Raw genomic sequence first — 17,300 nt, forward strand, 5'->3', positions numbered from 1 at the left:
CTACCGCCGCGTCGACATCAAGCGATACCGTTCGGCATTGTCGAATCGAAGGCAGCAGGTCAGGGAGGACCGATGGCCCGGACCATCCAGTCGCTGGAGCGTGCGGCGGCCGTACTACGGCTGTTGGCGGGCGGTGAACGGCGACTCGGGCTCTCCGAGATCGCCTCCGCGCTCGACCTTGCCAAGGGTACGGCGCACGGGCTGCTGCGCACCCTCCAGCAGGAGGGCTTCGTGGAGCAGGAGCCGGTCACCGGCCGCTATCAGCTCGGTGCCGAGCTGCTGCGCCTGGGCAACAGCTATCTGGACGTCCACGAACTGCGCGCCCGCGCCCTGGTCTGGACGGACGACCTGGCCCGCTCCAGCGGCGAGAGCGTCTATCTGGGCGTGCTCCACCAGCAGGGGGTGCTCATCGTCCACCACGTCTTCCGCCCCGACGACAGCCGCCAGGTGCTGGAGGTCGGTGCGATGCAGCCGCTGCACAGCACGGCGCTGGGCAAGGTGCTCTCCGCGTACGACCCGGTGGCGCTCAGCGAGGCGCTGGACGGGGAGCGGCCGGCCTTCACCGAGCGCACGGTGACCGACCCCGGGCGGTTCGAGGGGCTGCTGGAGGCCGTACGGGCGCGCGGCTGGGCAGCGGACGTGGAGGAGACCTGGGGCGGCCTCGCCTCGGTTGCGGCGCCGATCCACGACCGGCGGCGGATGCCGGTGGGCGCGGTGGGCATCACCGGCGCGGTGGAACGGGTGTGCGAGGGCGACGAGCTGATCCCCCGGCTGGTCGCGGCGGTACGCGACACGGCACGCGCGGTCTCCCGGGACCTGGGAGCGCAGCGGTTCTGAACCCCTGGGGCTAGCCGGCACACCGTCTGGCCGTCCCAGGGCGGATCCAAGGTGCCGCAATCGCTCCGTGCCCGCAGGATGACAGGCAGGAGTCATCCGTCACAGCCTCTTGACGAGACCCCCACGAAGGAGAAAAGTTGCCGTTCGGCGGTCGACATTGTCGAACACCGGACGCTCACCGACCGGCCCGCCCATCCTCCCCCAGCCTTCGGCCGGGAGGTGCCCCTATGGACATAAAGGACAAAGGAGTCGCGGGTGTCCAGCTCCGACATCTTCACGAGTGAGGTCACCGGCACCATGGTGCTGGTCCTCCTCGGTGGCGGCGTAGTGGCCGCAGTCAATCTGAAGCGTTCCAAGGCATTCCAGGCCGGCTGGGTCGCCATCGCCTTCGGCTGGGGGTTCGCGGTCCTCACCGGCGCCTACATCGCCCAGCCCTCCGGCGCCCACCTCAACCCCGCGGTCACCCTGGGCCTCGCGATCAAGGGCGACACGCCCTGGAGCGACGTCCCCCTCTACATGGGCAGCGAGCTGCTGGGCGCCATGATCGGGGCGGTCCTGGTCTGGCTCGCCTACTACAGCCAACTGCAGGCCACTTTGCACGACCCGGACGCCGTGAAGCTGAAGGACACGAATCCCGGTCCGGTGCACGGCGTCTTCTTCACCTCCCCCGAGGTGCGCAAGCCGCTGCTGAACTTCCTCACCGAGGTCATCGCCACTTTCGTGCTGATCTTCGCGATCCTCACCCAGGGCCTGGTCAAGGACGTCGACGGGACCGTCGGTCTCGGTCGCATGGGTGCCCTGATCACCGCGCTGGTCGTCGTCGGTATCGGTCTGTCGCTCGGTGGCCCCACGGGCTACGCCATCAACCCGGTGCGTGACCTCGGGCCCCGCATCATCCACGCGGTGCTGCCGCTGCCCAACAAGGGCGGCAGCGACTGGAGCTACGCCTGGGTGCCCGTGGTGGGTCCGCTGGCCGGCGCGGCCATCGCCGCCGGGCTCTACAACCTCGCATGGGCGTGAGCGACAAAGTCACCCGCCGACCAACCGATGACGCAAGGGAGCACATACACACCATGAGCGACACCCACAGCACCCACGCCTCCGCGCACGGCGGCGGGCCCTTCATCGCCGCGATCGACCAGGGCACCACCTCCAGCCGCTGCATCGTCTTCGACAAGGACGGCCGCATCGTCGCGGTCGACCAGAAGGAGCACGAGCAGATCCTGCCGAAGCCGGGCTGGGTCGAGCACGACGCCGCCGAGATCTGGACCAACGTCCAGCAGGTGGTCACGGGCGCGCTGAAGAAGGCCGGAGTCACCAAGAGCGACGTCCTGGCCCTGGGTATCACCAACCAGCGCGAGACGACCGTCCTGTGGGAGAAGGCGACCGGCAGGCCGGTGCACAACGCCATCGTCTGGCAGGACACCCGCACCGACACCCTCTGCAAGGAGCTGGGCCGCAACGTCGGTCAGGACCGGTTCCGCCGTGAGACCGGGCTGCCGCTGGCGTCCTACTTCGCGGGGCCGAAGATCCGCTGGCTGCTCGACAATGTCGAGGGGCTGCGGGAGCGCGCCGAGAGAGGCGAGATCCTCTTCGGCACCATGGACTCGTGGGTCATCTGGAACCTGACCGGTGGGCCCAACGGGGGCAAGCACGTCACCGACGTCACCAACGCCTCCCGCACCATGCTGATGAACCTGCACACCATGGCCTGGGACGAGAAGATCTGCGCCTCCATCGGCATCCCCATGGAGGTACTGCCCGAGATCCGGTCCTCGGCCGAGGTGTACGGCGAGGCCACCGGCGAGCTGGCCGGGCTGCCCGTCGCCTCCGCACTGGGCGACCAGCAGGCGGCGCTGTTCGGCCAGACCTGCTTCGCGCAGGGCGAGGCGAAGTCGACGTACGGCACCGGCACGTTCCTGCTGATGAACACCGGCCACGAGCCGGTCAACTCCTACAACGGGCTGCTCACCACCGTCGGCTACCGCATCGGTGACCAGCAGCCGGTCTTCGCGCTGGAGGGCTCCATCGCGGTCACCGGCTCGCTGGTGCAGTGGATGCGCGACCAGATGGGGCTGATCAACAGCGCCGCGGAGATCGAGACACTGGCCAGCTCCGTGGAGGACAACGGCGGCGCCTACTTCGTCCCGGCGTTCTCCGGCCTGTTCGCGCCGTACTGGCGCTCGGACGCACGCGGCGTGATAGCGGGCCTGACCCGCTACGTCACCAAGGCGCATCTGGCCCGCGCGGTGCTGGAGGCGACGGCCTGGCAGACCCGGGAGATCGTCGACGCGATGCAGAAGGACTCCGGCGTCGAGTTGGCCGCGCTGAAGGTGGACGGCGGTATGACCGCCAACAACCTGCTGATGCAGACCATCTCGGACGTCACGGACGCGCCCGTCGTCCGTCCGATGGTTGCCGAGACCACCTGTCTCGGTGCGGCGTACGCGGCCGGTCTGGCCGTCGGCTTCTGGTCGGACACCGACGAGCTGCGGGCCAACTGGAAGCGCGCCGCGGAATGGACCCCCCGCATGGACGCGGACACGCGTGAGCGGGAATACCGGAACTGGCTCAAGGCCGTGGAGCGGACCATGGGCTGGATCGAAGAGGAGAACTGAGTCAGATGAACACCTCGCAGAGCGTCCCCACCCTCGGGACGCACCCGACTGCCGGCAGCAACCCTGGCCGCGCAGAGACCAGAGGGCTGCTCGCGAACGCGACGTACGACCTCCTGGTCATCGGCGGCGGCATCCTGGGCACCTCGGTGGCCTGGCATGCGGCGCAGTCGGGACTGCGGGTGGCCATGGTGGACGCCGGTGACTTCGCCGGCGCCACCTCGTCCGCGTCCTCGAAGCTGGTGCACGGTGGCCTGCGGTATCTGCAGACCGGCGCGGTCAAGCTCGTCGCGGAGAACCACCACGAGCGGCGGGTGCTGGCCAAGGACGTGGCCCCGCACCTGGTCAACCCGCTCACCTTCTACCTGCCCGTCTACAAGGGCGGCCCGCACGGCGCCACCAAGCTGGGTGCCGGCGTCTTCGCCTACTCGGCGCTGTCCGCCTTCGGTGACGGCGTGGGCCGGGTCATCTCCCCCGCCAAGGCCGCCGCCGACAACCCGGCGCTGCGCACCGACAACCTCAAGGCCGTCGCGGTCTACGGCGACCACCAGATGAACGACTCGCGGATGGCCGTGATGACCGTCCGCGCCGCCGTCGAGTCGGGTGCCGTCGTCCTCAACCACGCGGAGGTCACCGGGCTGCGCTTCACCGGCGGCCGGGTCACCGGTGCCGAGCTGCGGGACCGGACGGACGGTAAGGAGTTCGGTGTCAACGCGCGGCTGGTGCTGAACGCGACCGGCCCGTGGGTGGACCACCTGCGCAAGATGGAGGACAGCGGTGCGGCGCCCTCCATCAGGCTGTCCAAGGGCGCGCACCTGGTGCTCAAGCGCAAGTCGCCGTGGCGTGCGGCGATGGCCACCCCCATCGACAAGTACCGCATCACCTTCGCCCTGCCGTGGGAGGACCAGCTGCTGCTGGGTACCACGGACGAGGAGTACACCGGCGACCCCGCCGACGTACGCGCGACCGAGGCCGACATCCAGCAGATCCTGGACGAGGCCGCGTTCTCGGTACGGGACGCGGACCTGGACCGCGACCTGATGACGTACGCCTTCGCGGGACTGCGCGTGCTGCCGGGCGGCCCCGGCGGCGTGGAGTCGGCCAAGCGCGAGACCGTCGTCACCGAGGGCAAGGGCGGCATGCTGTCGGTCGCCGGCGGCAAGTGGACCACCTACCGGCACATCGGCCGCACGGTGATGAACAAGCTGGAGAAGCTGCCCGGCGGTGCCCTCGCGGAGGACACTGTGCCGGTCAAGGAACTGGTGCGGCGCACCCCGCTGCCCGGGATCGCCAACCCGAACGCGGTCGCGCACCGGCTGCTGGTCGACCGCGAGCCGGGCGTGCGGATGGATCCGCTGACCGCCCGTCAGCTGGCCACCCACTACGGCTCGCTCTCCTTCGACATCGCCCGCCTGGTCAACGAGGACCCCGCACTGGGCGAGCGCATCCACCCCGACGGTCCGGAGATCTGGGCCCAGGTGGTCTACGCCCGCGACCACGAGTGGGCCGAGACGGTGGACGACGTCGCCCGCCGGCGGACGACCCTGACGATCCGCGGCCTGGACACCGACGACGTACGCGGCCGCATCGAGGAACTGCTCGCCCGGCGCGACTGACGCGGCCGGCCGCACCCGCGGAGTGCGACACGAGAGGGGCGTACGCCATCAATGGCGTACGCCCCTCTCGTTCGTCCTACGCCGGGCTCCGCCGACCGGCTACGGAACTGTCTCCTTGCTACAGCCACATGTGCGTGCGATCACCAGTTCGGCAACTTCGTAACGAGCCCGTTCCCGCAGCCCGGGTGGGCAGTGGGGCGTGGCACCGTCCTCGGCATGGAAGCCGAGACGGGGGCGGGAACGGGCACGGGATCCGGGGCGCGGCGGCGTCGGCTGCGGATGCCCGGCCGCACCCGGGCCCGGCGGGCCGCGGGCTGGGGCGCTCTCGCGCTGGCGGTGCTGGTCGTGCTGCCGGTGGCGAGCGCGTCCACCGCGCTCCGCGTCTCGTACGCCGGAGAGGTGTCACCGGACGCCCGTACCCGGGGGCGGGATGCCATATGGCTCGGCCACGCATGGGTGGACGGGCGCCGGGACGCGGACGATCTGCGGGCTCTCAAGCGGCGGATGGCGGGCACCGGTATCCGCGATCTGTATGTGCACACCGGGCCGCTGGCGCACGACGGTTCCCTTCCCGAGAAGCGCCACCCGCGCGCCGAGTGGCTGCTGGACGCGGTCGAACGGGAGCTGCCCGGGGTGCGGGTGCAGGCGTGGCTCGGTGACCGGCTGGTGTACGGGGAGGGCGAGCGCGGCGGGCTGCGACTGGCCGACGGCGCGGCGCGGCGCGCGGTGGTGGCCGGCGCACGGCAGGTGCTGGACGCGGGCTTCGACGGGGTGCACTTCGATCTGGAGCCGCTGCGCTCGGACGACGGCGATTACCTGCGGCTGCTGGACCGGCTGCGCCCCGCCGTCCACGCGCGGGGCGGAGTGCTGTCCGTCGCCGCGCACCAGATCGATCCGCTGCCCGGGCTCCACCACGTCTCCGGCACCGTCGCCGGGCACGGCAAGTGGTGGTCGCAGGAGTACTTCGGCGAGGTCGCGCGGCGAGTGGACCAGATCGCGGTGATGTCGTACGACACCGCGCTGCCGGTGGAGAGCCTGTACGGCGGCTATGTGGCGCAGCAGACGGCCCTGGCGCTGGAGGCGGCGCCCGCGCGGGTGGACGTGCTGATGGGGCTGCCCTTCTACCACACGGACGACCTGGGCCATCACGCCTCGGCCGAGACGGCAGCCGCTGCCGTGCGCGGGGTGCGGCTGGGGCTGGGCCGCGAGGCCCCGGAGCGGCGACGGTTCGGCGTCGCCCTCTATGTCGACTTCGCGGCGACCGAACAGGACTGGCGGGCCTATCGGAGCGGCTGGGGCGAGCACGCCGGACGATGAGCAACACCCGCAAACGCAGATCAGGGGGAGGAAGTGTGTCCGTAACCGATGAGGCGATCCGGAAGATCCAGGGAATGATCGTCTCGGGTGCGCTGGGTCCCGGTGACCGGCTGCCCAAGGAGAGCGAGTTGGCCACCGAGCTCGGCCTGTCGCGCAACTCGCTGCGCGAGGCGGTACGCGCGCTGGCACTGATCCGCGTCCTGGACGTACGCCAGGGTGATGGCACGTATGTGACCAGCCTGGACGCCCGGATGCTGCTGGAGGCGATGGCCTTCGTCGGAGGCTTCCACCGCGACGAAGCAGCCCTGGACCTCCTTGCCGTACGCCGCATCCTGGAACCCGCCGCCACGGCGCTGGCCGCCGCGCGGATCACGGCCGAGGAGCTCGACGCGCTGGAGCACCAGCTGGACACGCTGGGGCCGGAGCCTTCGGCGGAGGAACTGGCCGCAGCCGAGCCGGAGTTCCACCGTCGGCTGGTGGCCGCCTGCGGCAACTCCGCACTGTGCTCACTGCTGAGCGGTCTGTCCGCGCCCACCGTCCGGGCCCGGGTGTGGCGGGGGCCGAGCCGGCAGATCGCCGTCAGCCGCACCCTGGACGAGCACCGGCAGCTGCTCGCCGCCTGCCGCGCCCGCGACACGGAGGGGGCGCGCGCCTGGTCGACTGCGCACCTCACCGGTGTGGAGCAGGGACTGCGCGCGACGCTGTGAACGCGGGCGGGCCCGGGGGCCCGGCAGAGCGGGTGGTGATCCGGGGCGTGCGGGGGCTGCGGGACGGGCAGCGTCACGCCGTAGGCTGGGCCTCGCACGAAAACGGCTGGCAGCCGTACCCGAACCGAGCAGGCAGCGGCATCGCCGACGGCAGGCTACAGCAAGTTAAGGAGGCGCTGGGTGATCGAGCTGGAGGGGGTTCCCGAGCTGGTCGACCCAGTCATGGTGGCCGCGTTCGAAGGGTGGAACGACGCCGGGGACGCGGCCTCCACCGCGGTCGAGCATCTGGAACGGGAGTGGAAGGGCGAGGTGTTCGCCGCGCTGGACGCGGAGGACTACTACGACTTCCAGGTGAACCGCCCGCAGGTCTTCATGGACGGCGGGGTCCGGAAAGTCACCTGGCCCACCACCCGGCTGTCCGTCGTCCGCGTCGAGGACGCCGACGGCAAGGGGAAGCGGCGGGACCTGGTGCTGGTACGCGGCATCGAACCGAGCATGCGGTGGCGCTCGTTCTGCAACGAGATCCTCGGCTTCGCCCATGAGCTGGGGGTCGAGCTGGTGGTGGTGCTGGGCGCGCTGCTCGGCGACACCCCGCACACCCGGCCGGTGCCGGTCACCGGGGTGACCTCGGACGCGGACGTGGCCCGCACCATGAATCTGGAGGAGTCCCGGTACGAGGGCCCGACCGGCATCGTCGGCATCCTGCAGGAGGCCTGCACCCACGCGGGTGTCCCGGCCGCCAGCCTGTGGGCGGCCGTGCCGCACTACGTCTCCCAGCCGCCCAATCCGAAGGCGACGCTGGCCCTCCTCAATCGGCTGGAGGACCTGCTGGGCGTACGGATCCCGATGGGCGAGCTGCCGGAGGACGCGCGGGCCTGGCAGATCGGTGTCGACCAGCTCGCGGCGGAGGACAGCGAGGTCGCCGAGTATGTGCAGTCGCTGGAGGAGGCACGGGACACCGCCGAACTGCCGGAGGCCTCGGGAGAGGCCATCGCCAAGGAGTTCGAGCGCTATCTGCGGCACCGCGACGGGTCCGGCCCCGCCGAGGGAGGGACCGCGCCCGGTACTCCCCCGTTCCTGCGGGACCAGGGGCCGCCACCACCTCCGCCCAAGCCGGGCGGGGAGCCCCCGCGGCCGGACGAGCCGGACGAGGAGTAGCTCTCCTTCGCCGCGGGGCCCCTGCCCGCCGCAGCGGTGACGTACCCCACACAGGCAGCAGTCGCAGCAGCCCGGCGGTGCCGGTGTCAGCGGCACCGCCGGGCTGGTGGCGGAGAGTTCTCGCCGTCCGGCGGAAGGGTCCGCGCGGGAGACAGCAAGGAGAGTCCGCGCAGGGAAACTCCTACAGCGCCACACCCAGCAGGGCGTCCACCGTGCGGGACACCAGTCCGGGTGCGCCTTCGTCGGTGCCGCCCCGTGTCGCCTGCTCCTCCGCCCAGGCATCGACCGCCGCCAGTGCGGCGGGCGAGTCCAGGTCGTCCGCGAGCGCGACCCGGACGCCCTCCAGCATGGACTCCGCCGGCGGCCCGTCGGGCCGTGAGACGGCAGAACGCCAGCGGGCGAGGCGCTCCTTGGCCGCTTCCAGCACCGCGTCGGTGTACTCCCAGTCGGCGCGGTAGTGGTGGGCCAGCAGGGCGAGCCGGATGGCGGCGGGGTCGACGCCCTCTCTCCGCAGCTGGGAGACGAAGACGAGGTTGCCCTTGGACTTGGACATCTTCTCGCCGTCCAGCCCGACCATCCCGGCATGCACATAGGTACGTGCGAAGGGGAACTCGCCGGTGAGCGCCTGCGCGTGGGAGGCGCCCATCTCGTGGTGCGGGAAGGCGAGGTCGGAGCCGCCGCCCTGGACGTCGAAGCCCATGCCCAGGTGTTCCAGGGCGATGGCCACGCACTCGATGTGCCAGCCGGGCCGTCCGGGGCCGAGGGTGCCGCCGTCCCAGTGCGGCTCGCCCTCGCGGGCCGCCGTCCACAGCATCGGGTCGAGCAGGTTCTTCTTTCCGGGGCGCTCGGGGTCTCCGCCGCGCTCGGCGGACAGCAGCCGCATCGTTTCCGCGTCGTAGCCCGAGACCCCGCCGAAGTGGGCGTCGGACTCGACGGAGAAGTAGATGTCGCCTTCGAGCTCGTAGGCGGCGCCCATGTCGCGCAGCCGTTCGACCAGCGGAACGATGCGGGGAATGGACTCCACCGCACCGATGTAGTGCTTCGGCGGCAGCATCCGAAGGGCCGTCATGTCCTCACGGAACAGCGCCGTTTCACGCTCGGCGAGGGCCGCCCAGTCCATGTTCGTCGCGACGGCCCGCTCCAGGAGCGGATCGTCCACGTCTGTGACGTTCTGTATGTACTGAACCTGGCGCTTGGTGTCGAGCCACACGCGCTGAACGAGGTCGAACGCGTTGTAGGTCGCCGCGTGCCCCAGGTGGGTGGCGTCGTACGGGGTGATGCCACACACGTAGATACGGGCGACAGGACCGGGGGCGAGGGTCACCCGTCCGCCGGTCGCGGTGTCGTGGATGTCGAGGTCGCGGCCCTGTCCAGGCAGGACGGGGACCTCCGTAGCGGGCCAGGCATGCATGCCTTGAGCCTAACCCGGACTGGTGTTCCGTATCCGGCCAGATGGGCGCCGTTCGAGCCTAGACGGGTGGCCAGGGGATCGCGGGCCACTCACCGCTGGGCAGCGGGTGCCGTCCGGAGCTGAGCAGCGCCTCCACCCGCTTGCGGGTGGCCTCCACCTCGGCCTCGGTCAGCAGTTCGGTCAGCCGTGCGGCCAGCGGGGCGCCCTCGGCCAATCCGGCCGACAGCAGGCGCAGCGCCTCGACGGCCTCGCCGGTCAGCTCCTCGCCCGCCCATCCCCACAGGAGGGTGCGCAGCTTGTCGTCGACGTGGAAGGTGACGCCGTGGTCGATGGCGTACAGCGCGCCGTCCGGCCGGGGCAGCAGATGGCCGCCCTTGCGGTCACCGTTGTTGATCACCGCGTCGAGCACGGCGAGCCGCCGCAGCCTGGGGTCGTCTGCGTGTACGAGCAGCGCCGTCCGGCCGTCGCCGACATCGGCGAAGCCGACCGCCTTCCAGCCCTCGCCGGGCTCGTCACCGTCGACCAGCGCGAGCAGTGGCGCGGGCTCGTCCGGCGCCGGGTCCCCGGCCGCCGACACCGGCTCCTGGGCGGTTGCGGCACCGGCCGGCTGCGCCCCGTCCGTGGTGTCGTCCGCCCGGTCCGCGCCGGCTTCGGCGTCCACTTCGGCGTCCGGCAGCTCCCCCACCCACGCCTGGCACATGCCCGCGCCGTACGGTCCCTCGCGCAGCACGGTGGCGGGTATCAGGTCCCAGCCGGTGGCGCGGGAGATCTCGTAGGCCGCGACCTCCCGCTGGGCGAGGTTGCCGTCGGGGAAGTCCCACAGCGGGCGCTCACCGGCGACGGGCTTGTAGACGCAGGCCAAGCTGTGGTCCTCGTGCTCGACGGTGCCGAACAGTACGGCGTTGGACGCCGCCATGATCCGCCCGTGCACCCTGAGGGTGCCCCGGGTGAGCAGCTCGCGGGTGGCCTCGGTGGCCGGTGCTGTGCCCCTGTCAGGTCGTGAGCCGTTCATTCGCCCCGGCGGTATCCGTTCTGGCGCGGACATACGTGTCCCTCCGGGTCGAGCGGCAGGCTGCACAGGGGGCACGGCGGGCGGCCCGCGTTGACGACCTCCATCGCCCGCTTGGCGAAGGCACGGGCCATGCTGCCGCTGATCCGCACCCGGAGCATCGGAGGGCCGTTCTCGTCGTCCTGCAGCAGCCGCTCCTCGGCCTCGGCCAGGTCCTCGTCCTCGCCCGGCTCCAGCTCGACGATGGCCTGCGCCTCGACGACCATCCGCTCGCCCTCGCCGTCCCAGGCCAGCGCCATGGTGCCGACCCGGAACTCCTCCTCGACCGGAGTCTCCAACGGCGCCGTGTCATCGACCTCGGAGGGAGCGACAGCGGGGACGGGCGCGCTGCCACCGGAGCGGCGCACCACCTCGTCCAGCAGCTCGTCGATCCGCTCGGCGAGCGCTTCGACCTGCGCCTTCTCCAGAGCCACGCTGGTGGTGCGGCCTCCTGCACTGGCCTGGAGAAAGAAGGTGCGGCGGCCAGGCAGACCGACGGTGCCGGCTACGAACCGGTCCGGCGGGTCGTACAGAAATACCTGACGGGACACGTTCTGCTCCGTTGGGTTCGACGGCTTGAGTGGCTTCGGACACCCGCACCCTACTGTGCGTTCCGATCATCGTGCTCAGGCGCTTCCACCCACGGTCGCGTTGCCCTCCCCAGCACTTTCCCCGGTACTTCCAGTGTCGCCCTCTTCGTCCTTGCGGTCCGGTGGCGCGAGGGAGGCCAGCTCCCCGGTGTCCCCCAGCCGCAGCACGAAGGGGCGCAGGGGCGTGTAGGCGATGGCCGTGGCCGAGCAGGGGGCGACGGATATCCGCTGGAAGAGGTCGAGGTGCATGCCGAGGGCGTCCGCGACGATCGATTTGATCAGATCGCCGTGCGAGCACATCAGATAGACGGCGTCGGCCCCGTGCTCGGCCTCGATCCGCGCGTTCCAGTCGCGCACGGCCTCCACCGCGCGCGACTGCATGGCCCGCATCGACTCACCGCCGGGGAAGGCCGCCGCCGAGGGGTGCTGCTGGACAGTGGTCATCAGGGGCTCGCCGTTGAGCTCGGCGAGCTTGCGGCCGGACCAGTCGCCGTAGTCGCACTCGGTGATGCGGTCCTCGGTGTGCACCGGCAGTTCGGGGCGGGCCTCGGTCAGCGGCATCAGGGTCTCCTGGCAGCGGCGCAGCGGGCTGCTGACGGCGGCGGCCAGCGGAATCTCCCGGAGCCGGTCGGGCAGCGCCGCCGCCTGCCGCCGACCGCGCTCGTCCAGGGTGACTCCGGGCGTGCGGCCGGCCAGCAGCCCGTCGGTGTTCGCCGTGGACCTGCCGTGGCGTACGAGGATCAGCGTGGGCATGCCGCAACCCTAAGCGAGGCGCTGCCGGCGGCGCTCTCCGGTTGTGGGACGGCCGGAGCGCGGCAGAATGCGAGGAGTGATCGTCGATTGTGTGCTCTACCGGCGAGGCCGCCGAACGGAGCGCCCGCAGGACTTCTCGGCGGCGCTGCGCGAGGCCCGGTCCTCGGCCGACACCTTCTTGTGGATCGGTCTGTACGAACCGACGGAAGCGGAGTTCGACCAGGTCACCAGGGACTTCGGGCTGCATCCGCTGGCCGTGGAGGACTCGCTGCACGCCCATCAGCGGCCGAAGCTGGAGGTGTACGCGGACTCGCTCTTCCTCGTACTGAAGCCGGTGGCATACGACGAGACCGCCGACGCGCTGAGCACGGGCGAGCTGATGGTGTTCGTGGGCGACTCGTTCGTACTGACCGTGCGGCACGGTGCGGCCAACCCGCTCGGCTCGGTGCGCGAGCGGCTGGAGGAGGCCCCGGACGTGCTGCGGCACGGCCCCACCGCGGTGATGTACGCGGTCAGCGACACGGTGGTCGACCAGTATCTGGATGTCGCCGCGACCCTGCACACCGCCCTCGGTGAGCTGGAGGCCGGGGTGTTCGCCAAGGACGCCCGGGTGGGCACCGGCACGGCGAACCGCATCTACGAGTTCAAGCGCCGCGCGCTGGAGTTCCGCAGGGCGACGGTGCCGCTGACGGACCCCGTCGCCCGGCTGACGGGCACGGGGGTCCCGTTCGTGCACAAGGACGCACGGCTGTTCTTCCGGGATGTCGCCGACCATCTGTCGCGGGTGAACGAGCAGGTGGAAGCCATCGACCGGCTGCTGACGGACATCCTGTCGGCGTATCTGGCCCAGATGGGCGTGCGGCAGAACGACGACATGCGCAAGATCTCCGCCTGGGCGGCGATGTTCGCCGTGCCGACGGCCATCGCCGGCGTGTACGGCATGAACTTCGAGCACATGCCCGAACTGCACTGGGTGTGGGGTTATCCGGCCACGCTGCTGCTGATGGTGACCATCTGCGTGGTGCTGTTCCGGATCTTCAAGCGCCGCGACTGGTTCTAGCGTGCCGGCCCGCGGGGGCCGCGGCCCCCGCCCAGCTCGGCTCCGGCGCGGTGACCCGCTCAGGCGTACTCCGGGGCAGCTCCGGCCCGCCCGGTGCCCAGCGCGTCGCGCCGCTCGGGCATCCGGAGGCTGACCATCCGGCGCCAGCCGCCCAACCGCTCCTGTACGTACCTGCCGTGGATGCCCAGCGCGATCAAGCCGTATTTGAGTCCCGACCAGCCCAGGATGCGCGCCATCCGGCTCATGACGGCCAGACTGACGTCCCGGTAGACCTTGATCTCGGCGAGCGCGCTCTCGCGCAGCAGCGCCTTGATGGTGCGGGCGTGACCGGCACGGGCGAGGCGCAGCAGTTCCTCGTGACAGTAGGCGAGGTGGTTGTCCTCGTCCTTGGAGATCATCTTCACGGCGCGGCCGAGCTCCGGGTGGTCGCCGGCCGCCTTCTTCAGCAGGTTCATCTCTTCGGCGGCACGCTGTTCGGTGACCCGGCTGTGCGCGAGGTAGGCGAGCACGTCGTGCTCGGTCAGCTGCTCGTCGCGGCGCAGCTTCTCATGGGCCAGGCCGATGCCGAGGCCCTCCAGGATCATCGTGTAGTCGGTGTCGTCGGGGATCTCGGCCGCCTCCAGCCCGCGCTTGTTCAGCAGCGCCATGAAGATACGGCCGTGCTTGTCCTCGTCGGCGCCGTGCCGGGCGATCTTGGGCGCCAGGTCGCGCTGGGACTCGGGGACGAGCGCGGCGATGCGAGCGTTCTCCCAGCCGCCCTGGGCCTCACCGCTGGCGGCGATGGAGCAGAAGAGCCGGAAGGACTCGTCGTTGTCGAGGATTTCCTGGAACAGACTCCTGGCCGAGAGCATCGCTGCCACCTCCGTGCACGAGTTCCAAACAGCACGACATCCGCAAAGAACGAGTCAAATGCCGCGTAGGCGAACAAGCAACAGGTGAGTAGCCGATCTGCGCCGAACGCAGGAGCCGCCCCGCCCGCCCGCGTAACCGGGCGGGCGGGGCCGCGTTGTGCTCCGTGACGGCCGTGGCGGGGTTGACCCCGAGCCCCCACCACGGCCGCGGACTTCTCCGGCACGTTCCACCGTGCGGGGCCGGGGCTTAGGCCTTACGGGCGGGCCGCACCTCGTGCGGACGCTGCCGACAGGCCCCCGGCGCCGCGCGACGCGAGCGCGACGCGCGGGACCGGGAGAGGCGGCCCGGCGCTCCCGCCAGGGCCTCAGGAAGCCAGGCCGGCCCGCTCCAGGGCCTCGACCCCGGCACGCAGGCTGGTCAGCCGCTCCTCCAGCGAGAACCCGGCCGGCGCCAGCGACAGCGTCGTCACCCCGGCGTCCGCGTAGACGCGCATCCGGTCGGCGATCCGCTCGACGGGGCCGATCAGGGTTGTGGAGTCGATCAGCTCGCGTGGGATCGCCGCCGCCGCGCCCTCCTTGTCGCCGGCCAGGTACTTCTCCTGGATCTCGGCGGCTTCCTTCTCGTAGCCCATGCGCTGGGCGAGCTGGTTGTAGAAGTTCTGCTTGCGGCTGCCCATGCCGCCCACGTACAGCGCGGTGTAGGGGCGGAAGAGGTCGGCGAGCGCGTCGATGTCGTCACCGACGGCCATCGGGACGGTGGGGCACACGTCGAAGCCCTCCATCGTGCTGCCCGCGGCCTCCCGGCCCGCGCGCAGGTGCCGCAGGGTGGTCTCCTCTGCGTGCTCGGGGGAGAAGAAGACCAGCAGCACACCGTTGGCGATCTCGCCGGTCTGCTCCAGGTTCTTGGGGCCGATGGCGGCGATGTAGAGCGGGATCTCCTCGCGCTCCGGGTGGACGGTCAGCTTGATCGGCTTGCCGGGGCCACCGGGCAGCGGCAGCGTCCAGTGCTGCCCTTCGTAGGTCAGGCGCTCGCGGGACATGGCGCGCCGGATGATCTCGACGTACTCGCGGGTGCGGGCGAGCGGCTTGTCGAACTTCACCCCGTACCAGCCTTCGGACACCTGCGGGCCCGAGACGCCGAGGCCGAGCCGGAAGCGGCCGCCGGAGAGCGAGTCGAGGGTGGCGGCCGTCATCGCGGTCATGGCGGGGGTCCGGGCGGGGATCTGGAAGATCCCGGCGGCCACGTCGATCCGCTCGGTGTGGGCCGCCACCCAGGTGAGCACGGTCGCGGCGTCCGAGCCGTACGCCTCGGCCGCCCAGCACACGTCGTAACCGAGCCGGTCGGCCTCCTGTGCGACGGCGAGGTTGTCCGCATCCATCCCGGCACCCCAGTAGCCGAGGTTGATGCCCAGTCGCATCCCCATCCCGCACCCACTTCCCTTACTGATCAGTAATGTCCCTGACCCCCGGACTCTAACGCCTGCCACAACTACGCTCAACGCCCATGGAGCTAAGGCACCTCGGCCGCACTGGCCTGCGCGTATCCCGGATCGGGCTGGGCACTCTCGGCTGGGCGCGCAGCGGTGGCGCGTCCGGCCCGGCCGACCGCGCCGGACGCGGCGGTCAGCACGACACCTACGGGCAGCACGACCAGTACCTGCAGAACGCCGCCGACCAGCTCAAGGCGTTCTGGGAAGCCGGCGGCACGCTCGTGGACACGGCCGACGTCTACGGCGACGGCGAGGCCGAGTATCTGCTGGGTCGGCTGATGCGCGACCGCGTACCGCGAGGAGATCTGGTCGTCGCCACCAAGGCGGGCAGCGTCCCCGACCCCGACCGCCGCATCGACTGCTCACGCGGCCACCTCCTCACCGCGCTGGACGCCTCCCTCGACCGGCTGGGCACCGACCATGTGGACCTGTGGCAGGTGCACGCCTACGACCCGTACACCCCGCTGGAGGAGACGCTCCAGGCACTGGACACGGCCGTCAGCAGCGGGCGCGCCCGCTACGCCGGGGTGTCCGACTTCTCCGGCTGGCAGCTCGCCAAGGCGGGCACCTGGCAGCTGGCCGCGCCGGGCGTACGGCATCCGCTGGCCAGCACCCAGATGGAGTACTCGCTGCTCCAGCGCGGCATCGAGCGGGAGGTGCTGCCCGCCGCGCGGGACCTGGGCATCGGGCTGCTGCCGTCCTCGCCGCTGGGCCGCGGCGTGCTCACCGGGAAGTACCGGCAGCCGGGCCCGCCGCCGACCGGGTCGCGCGGCGCCTCCGAGCGGCTGGCGGCGTTCGTCGAGCCGTACCTGGACGAGACCGCCGGACGGATCGTGGACGCGGTCGCCATAGCGGCCGACGGGCTCGCCCTGCCCCCGCTCCAGGTCGCACTGGCGTGGGTGCGCGATCGGCCGGGCGTGGTGGCGCCGATCGTCGGCGCGCGGACAGCCGAGCAGCTCACGGAGGCGCTGTCAGTGGAGGGCCTTAGTCTTCCAGACGAGATCCGCGCGGCGCTGGACGACGTCTCGGCACCCGTGCACCGCTACCCCGACCATGACTGGAGCGAGCTGTGAGCAACGACAAGGCAGCCGAACTCCTCGCGGCCGTCCGCGCGGTGGAGAGCGGCGAACGCTCCGCCGCCTCCTTCTTCACCGAGCCACCGGCCAGGCCCGCCCGGCCTGCCGCCCCCGGCGGCCCGACCGGAACCACCGCCGACGGCAGCACCGGGGCCGACGGCAGCACCGGAGCCGACGGCAGCACCGGCGGTGCCGGGAACTCCGCCGTCGGCGGACAGGGCCGCGGGACGGGCGGCGAACAGCCGGGGAGCGCGTCCCCCCGGCGCCCGGGCCCCCCGGACTCCGCCGCCCAGCGGGGCGGGCGGCAGCCGGGGCGCGGAGCCGGGCCGGTCACCGTCCCGGACGAGGTGCGGGCCCTGCTGGCGGAGGGCGGGGCACCCGAGGCGCTGGGGCAGCCGGTGGTCGAGACGCTCGGTGAGGGCGCGGCCGGGCTGCTGCGGACCGATCCGTGGCAGCTCCTCGCGGTCCCCGGGGTGCGCCCGGAACAGGCCGACGGCTTCGCCCGCGCCCTGCTCGGCGACGAAGCGGGACCCGGTGACCCGCGCCGTGCGGTCGCGCTGGTCGGCCGGCTGCTGGAGCGCGCGGCGCTGCGGGGCGACACGGTGCTGACGCCGGACGCGCTCGCCGAGGGACTGGCCCGGCAAGTGAGCCGGAGCACGGACGTGTGAGCCGTAGCCGGGCGGAGCGGGCCGTGGTCGGGGCGCGGCCCGCGGCGCCCCTCCGTGCCTGTGCCGTGCCTCGGGCCGCGCAGACCTGCTCCTGCTACCTGCT

The 17,300-nt window shown here is 71.6% G+C and carries 16 protein-coding genes; 10 read left to right on the forward strand and 6 right to left on the reverse strand.

Features of this window, described 5'->3' with window-relative positions:
* Window positions 1–72 precede the first annotated feature (72 nt).
* From KBY19_RS26215 to KBY19_RS26245, 7 genes are all read left to right on the forward strand, one after another.
* The gene (locus tag KBY19_RS26215; RefSeq protein ID WP_099878926.1) at window positions 73–837 is read left to right on the forward strand and encodes an IclR family transcriptional regulator; all 765 of its coding nucleotides are present in this window, start codon (window positions 73–75) and stop codon (window positions 835–837) included.
* A gap of 255 nt (window positions 838–1,092) precedes the next feature.
* A complete protein-coding gene (locus KBY19_RS26220; protein ID WP_099878928.1) occupies window positions 1,093–1,857 on the forward strand; it encodes an MIP/aquaporin family protein in 765 nt (254 codons plus the stop codon).
* 53 nt (window positions 1,858–1,910) lie between these two features.
* A complete protein-coding gene (glpK, locus tag KBY19_RS26225; protein WP_099878930.1) occupies window positions 1,911–3,455 on the forward strand; it encodes a glycerol kinase GlpK in 1,545 nt (514 codons plus the stop codon).
* A gap of 5 nt (window positions 3,456–3,460) precedes the next feature.
* Window positions 3,461–5,068: a glycerol-3-phosphate dehydrogenase/oxidase gene (locus KBY19_RS26230; RefSeq protein ID WP_099878932.1), complete on the forward strand. Its 1,608-nt coding sequence runs from the start codon at window positions 3,461–3,463 to the stop codon at window positions 5,066–5,068.
* 279 nt (window positions 5,069–5,347) lie between these two features.
* Window positions 5,348–6,385 (forward strand): hypothetical protein, encoded by a 1,038-nt coding sequence (locus tag KBY19_RS26235; protein ID WP_247691444.1) that lies wholly within the window; start codon window positions 5,348–5,350, stop codon window positions 6,383–6,385.
* Between the two features lie 35 nt (window positions 6,386–6,420).
* Window positions 6,421–7,092 carry a FadR/GntR family transcriptional regulator gene (locus tag KBY19_RS26240; protein ID WP_099878934.1) on the forward strand — a complete coding sequence of 224 codons (672 nt, stop codon included), beginning with the start codon at window positions 6,421–6,423 and terminating at the stop codon, window positions 7,090–7,092.
* A gap of 180 nt (window positions 7,093–7,272) precedes the next feature.
* On the forward strand, window positions 7,273–8,250 hold the full coding sequence (locus KBY19_RS26245) for a PAC2 family protein (RefSeq protein WP_099878936.1): 978 nt from the start codon (window positions 7,273–7,275) through the stop codon (window positions 8,248–8,250).
* Window positions 8,251–8,431: 181 nt separating this feature from the next.
* On the opposite strand, the gene mshC is transcribed toward KBY19_RS26245, so the two are convergent.
* From mshC to KBY19_RS26265, 4 genes are all read right to left on the reverse strand, one after another.
* Window positions 8,432–9,661, reverse strand: coding sequence for a cysteine--1-D-myo-inosityl 2-amino-2-deoxy-alpha-D-glucopyranoside ligase (gene mshC, locus KBY19_RS26250; RefSeq protein ID WP_210966833.1), 1,230 nt, complete (start codon window positions 9,659–9,661; stop codon window positions 8,432–8,434).
* A 58-nt stretch (window positions 9,662–9,719) separates the two neighbouring features.
* Window positions 9,720–10,673: an SCO1664 family protein gene (locus KBY19_RS26255; RefSeq protein WP_247691442.1), complete on the reverse strand. Its 954-nt coding sequence runs from the start codon at window positions 10,671–10,673 to the stop codon at window positions 9,720–9,722.
* On the reverse strand, window positions 10,670–11,260 hold the full coding sequence (locus tag KBY19_RS26260; protein ID WP_099878942.1) for a DUF3090 domain-containing protein: 591 nt from the start codon (window positions 11,258–11,260) through the stop codon (window positions 10,670–10,672). Before KBY19_RS26260 ends, KBY19_RS26255 begins: the two co-directional genes overlap by 4 nt.
* Window positions 11,261–11,335: 75 nt before the next feature.
* Window positions 11,336–12,052 (reverse strand): histidine phosphatase family protein, encoded by a 717-nt coding sequence (locus tag KBY19_RS26265; RefSeq protein WP_099878944.1) that lies wholly within the window; start codon window positions 12,050–12,052, stop codon window positions 11,336–11,338.
* Window positions 12,053–12,119: 67 nt separating this feature from the next.
* Here KBY19_RS26265 and corA point away from each other — a divergent pair, with 67 nt between their 5' ends.
* Window positions 12,120–13,112: a magnesium/cobalt transporter CorA gene (corA, locus tag KBY19_RS26270; RefSeq protein ID WP_099878946.1), complete on the forward strand. Its 993-nt coding sequence runs from the start codon at window positions 12,120–12,122 to the stop codon at window positions 13,110–13,112.
* Window positions 13,113–13,171: 59 nt separating this feature from the next.
* Here the strand turns inward: corA and KBY19_RS26275 are convergent, their stop codons facing one another.
* Complete coding sequence (locus KBY19_RS26275; protein ID WP_099878948.1) at window positions 13,172–13,963, reverse strand: hypothetical protein; 792 nt, start codon at window positions 13,961–13,963, stop codon at window positions 13,172–13,174.
* A gap of 365 nt (window positions 13,964–14,328) precedes the next feature.
* A complete protein-coding gene (locus tag KBY19_RS26280; RefSeq protein WP_185019319.1) occupies window positions 14,329–15,381 on the reverse strand; it encodes an LLM class F420-dependent oxidoreductase in 1,053 nt (350 codons plus the stop codon).
* 86 nt (window positions 15,382–15,467) lie between these two features.
* On the opposite strand from KBY19_RS26280, the gene KBY19_RS26285 reads away from it, so the two are divergent.
* Window positions 15,468–16,526: an aldo/keto reductase gene (locus KBY19_RS26285; protein WP_099878950.1), complete on the forward strand. Its 1,059-nt coding sequence runs from the start codon at window positions 15,468–15,470 to the stop codon at window positions 16,524–16,526.
* Window positions 16,523–17,197, forward strand: a complete 675-nt coding sequence (locus tag KBY19_RS37630; RefSeq protein ID WP_307843625.1) for a helix-hairpin-helix domain-containing protein — start codon at window positions 16,523–16,525, stop codon at window positions 17,195–17,197. The genes KBY19_RS26285 and KBY19_RS37630 overlap by 4 nt, the downstream gene beginning before the upstream one ends.
* The last annotated feature ends 103 nt before the right edge of the window (window positions 17,198–17,300 follow it).

It is taken from the genome of Streptomyces sp. B15 (genome assembly GCF_018070605.1).
GTDB classification, from domain to species: Bacteria; Actinomycetota; Actinomycetes; order Streptomycetales; family Streptomycetaceae; genus Streptomyces; species Streptomyces smyrnaeus.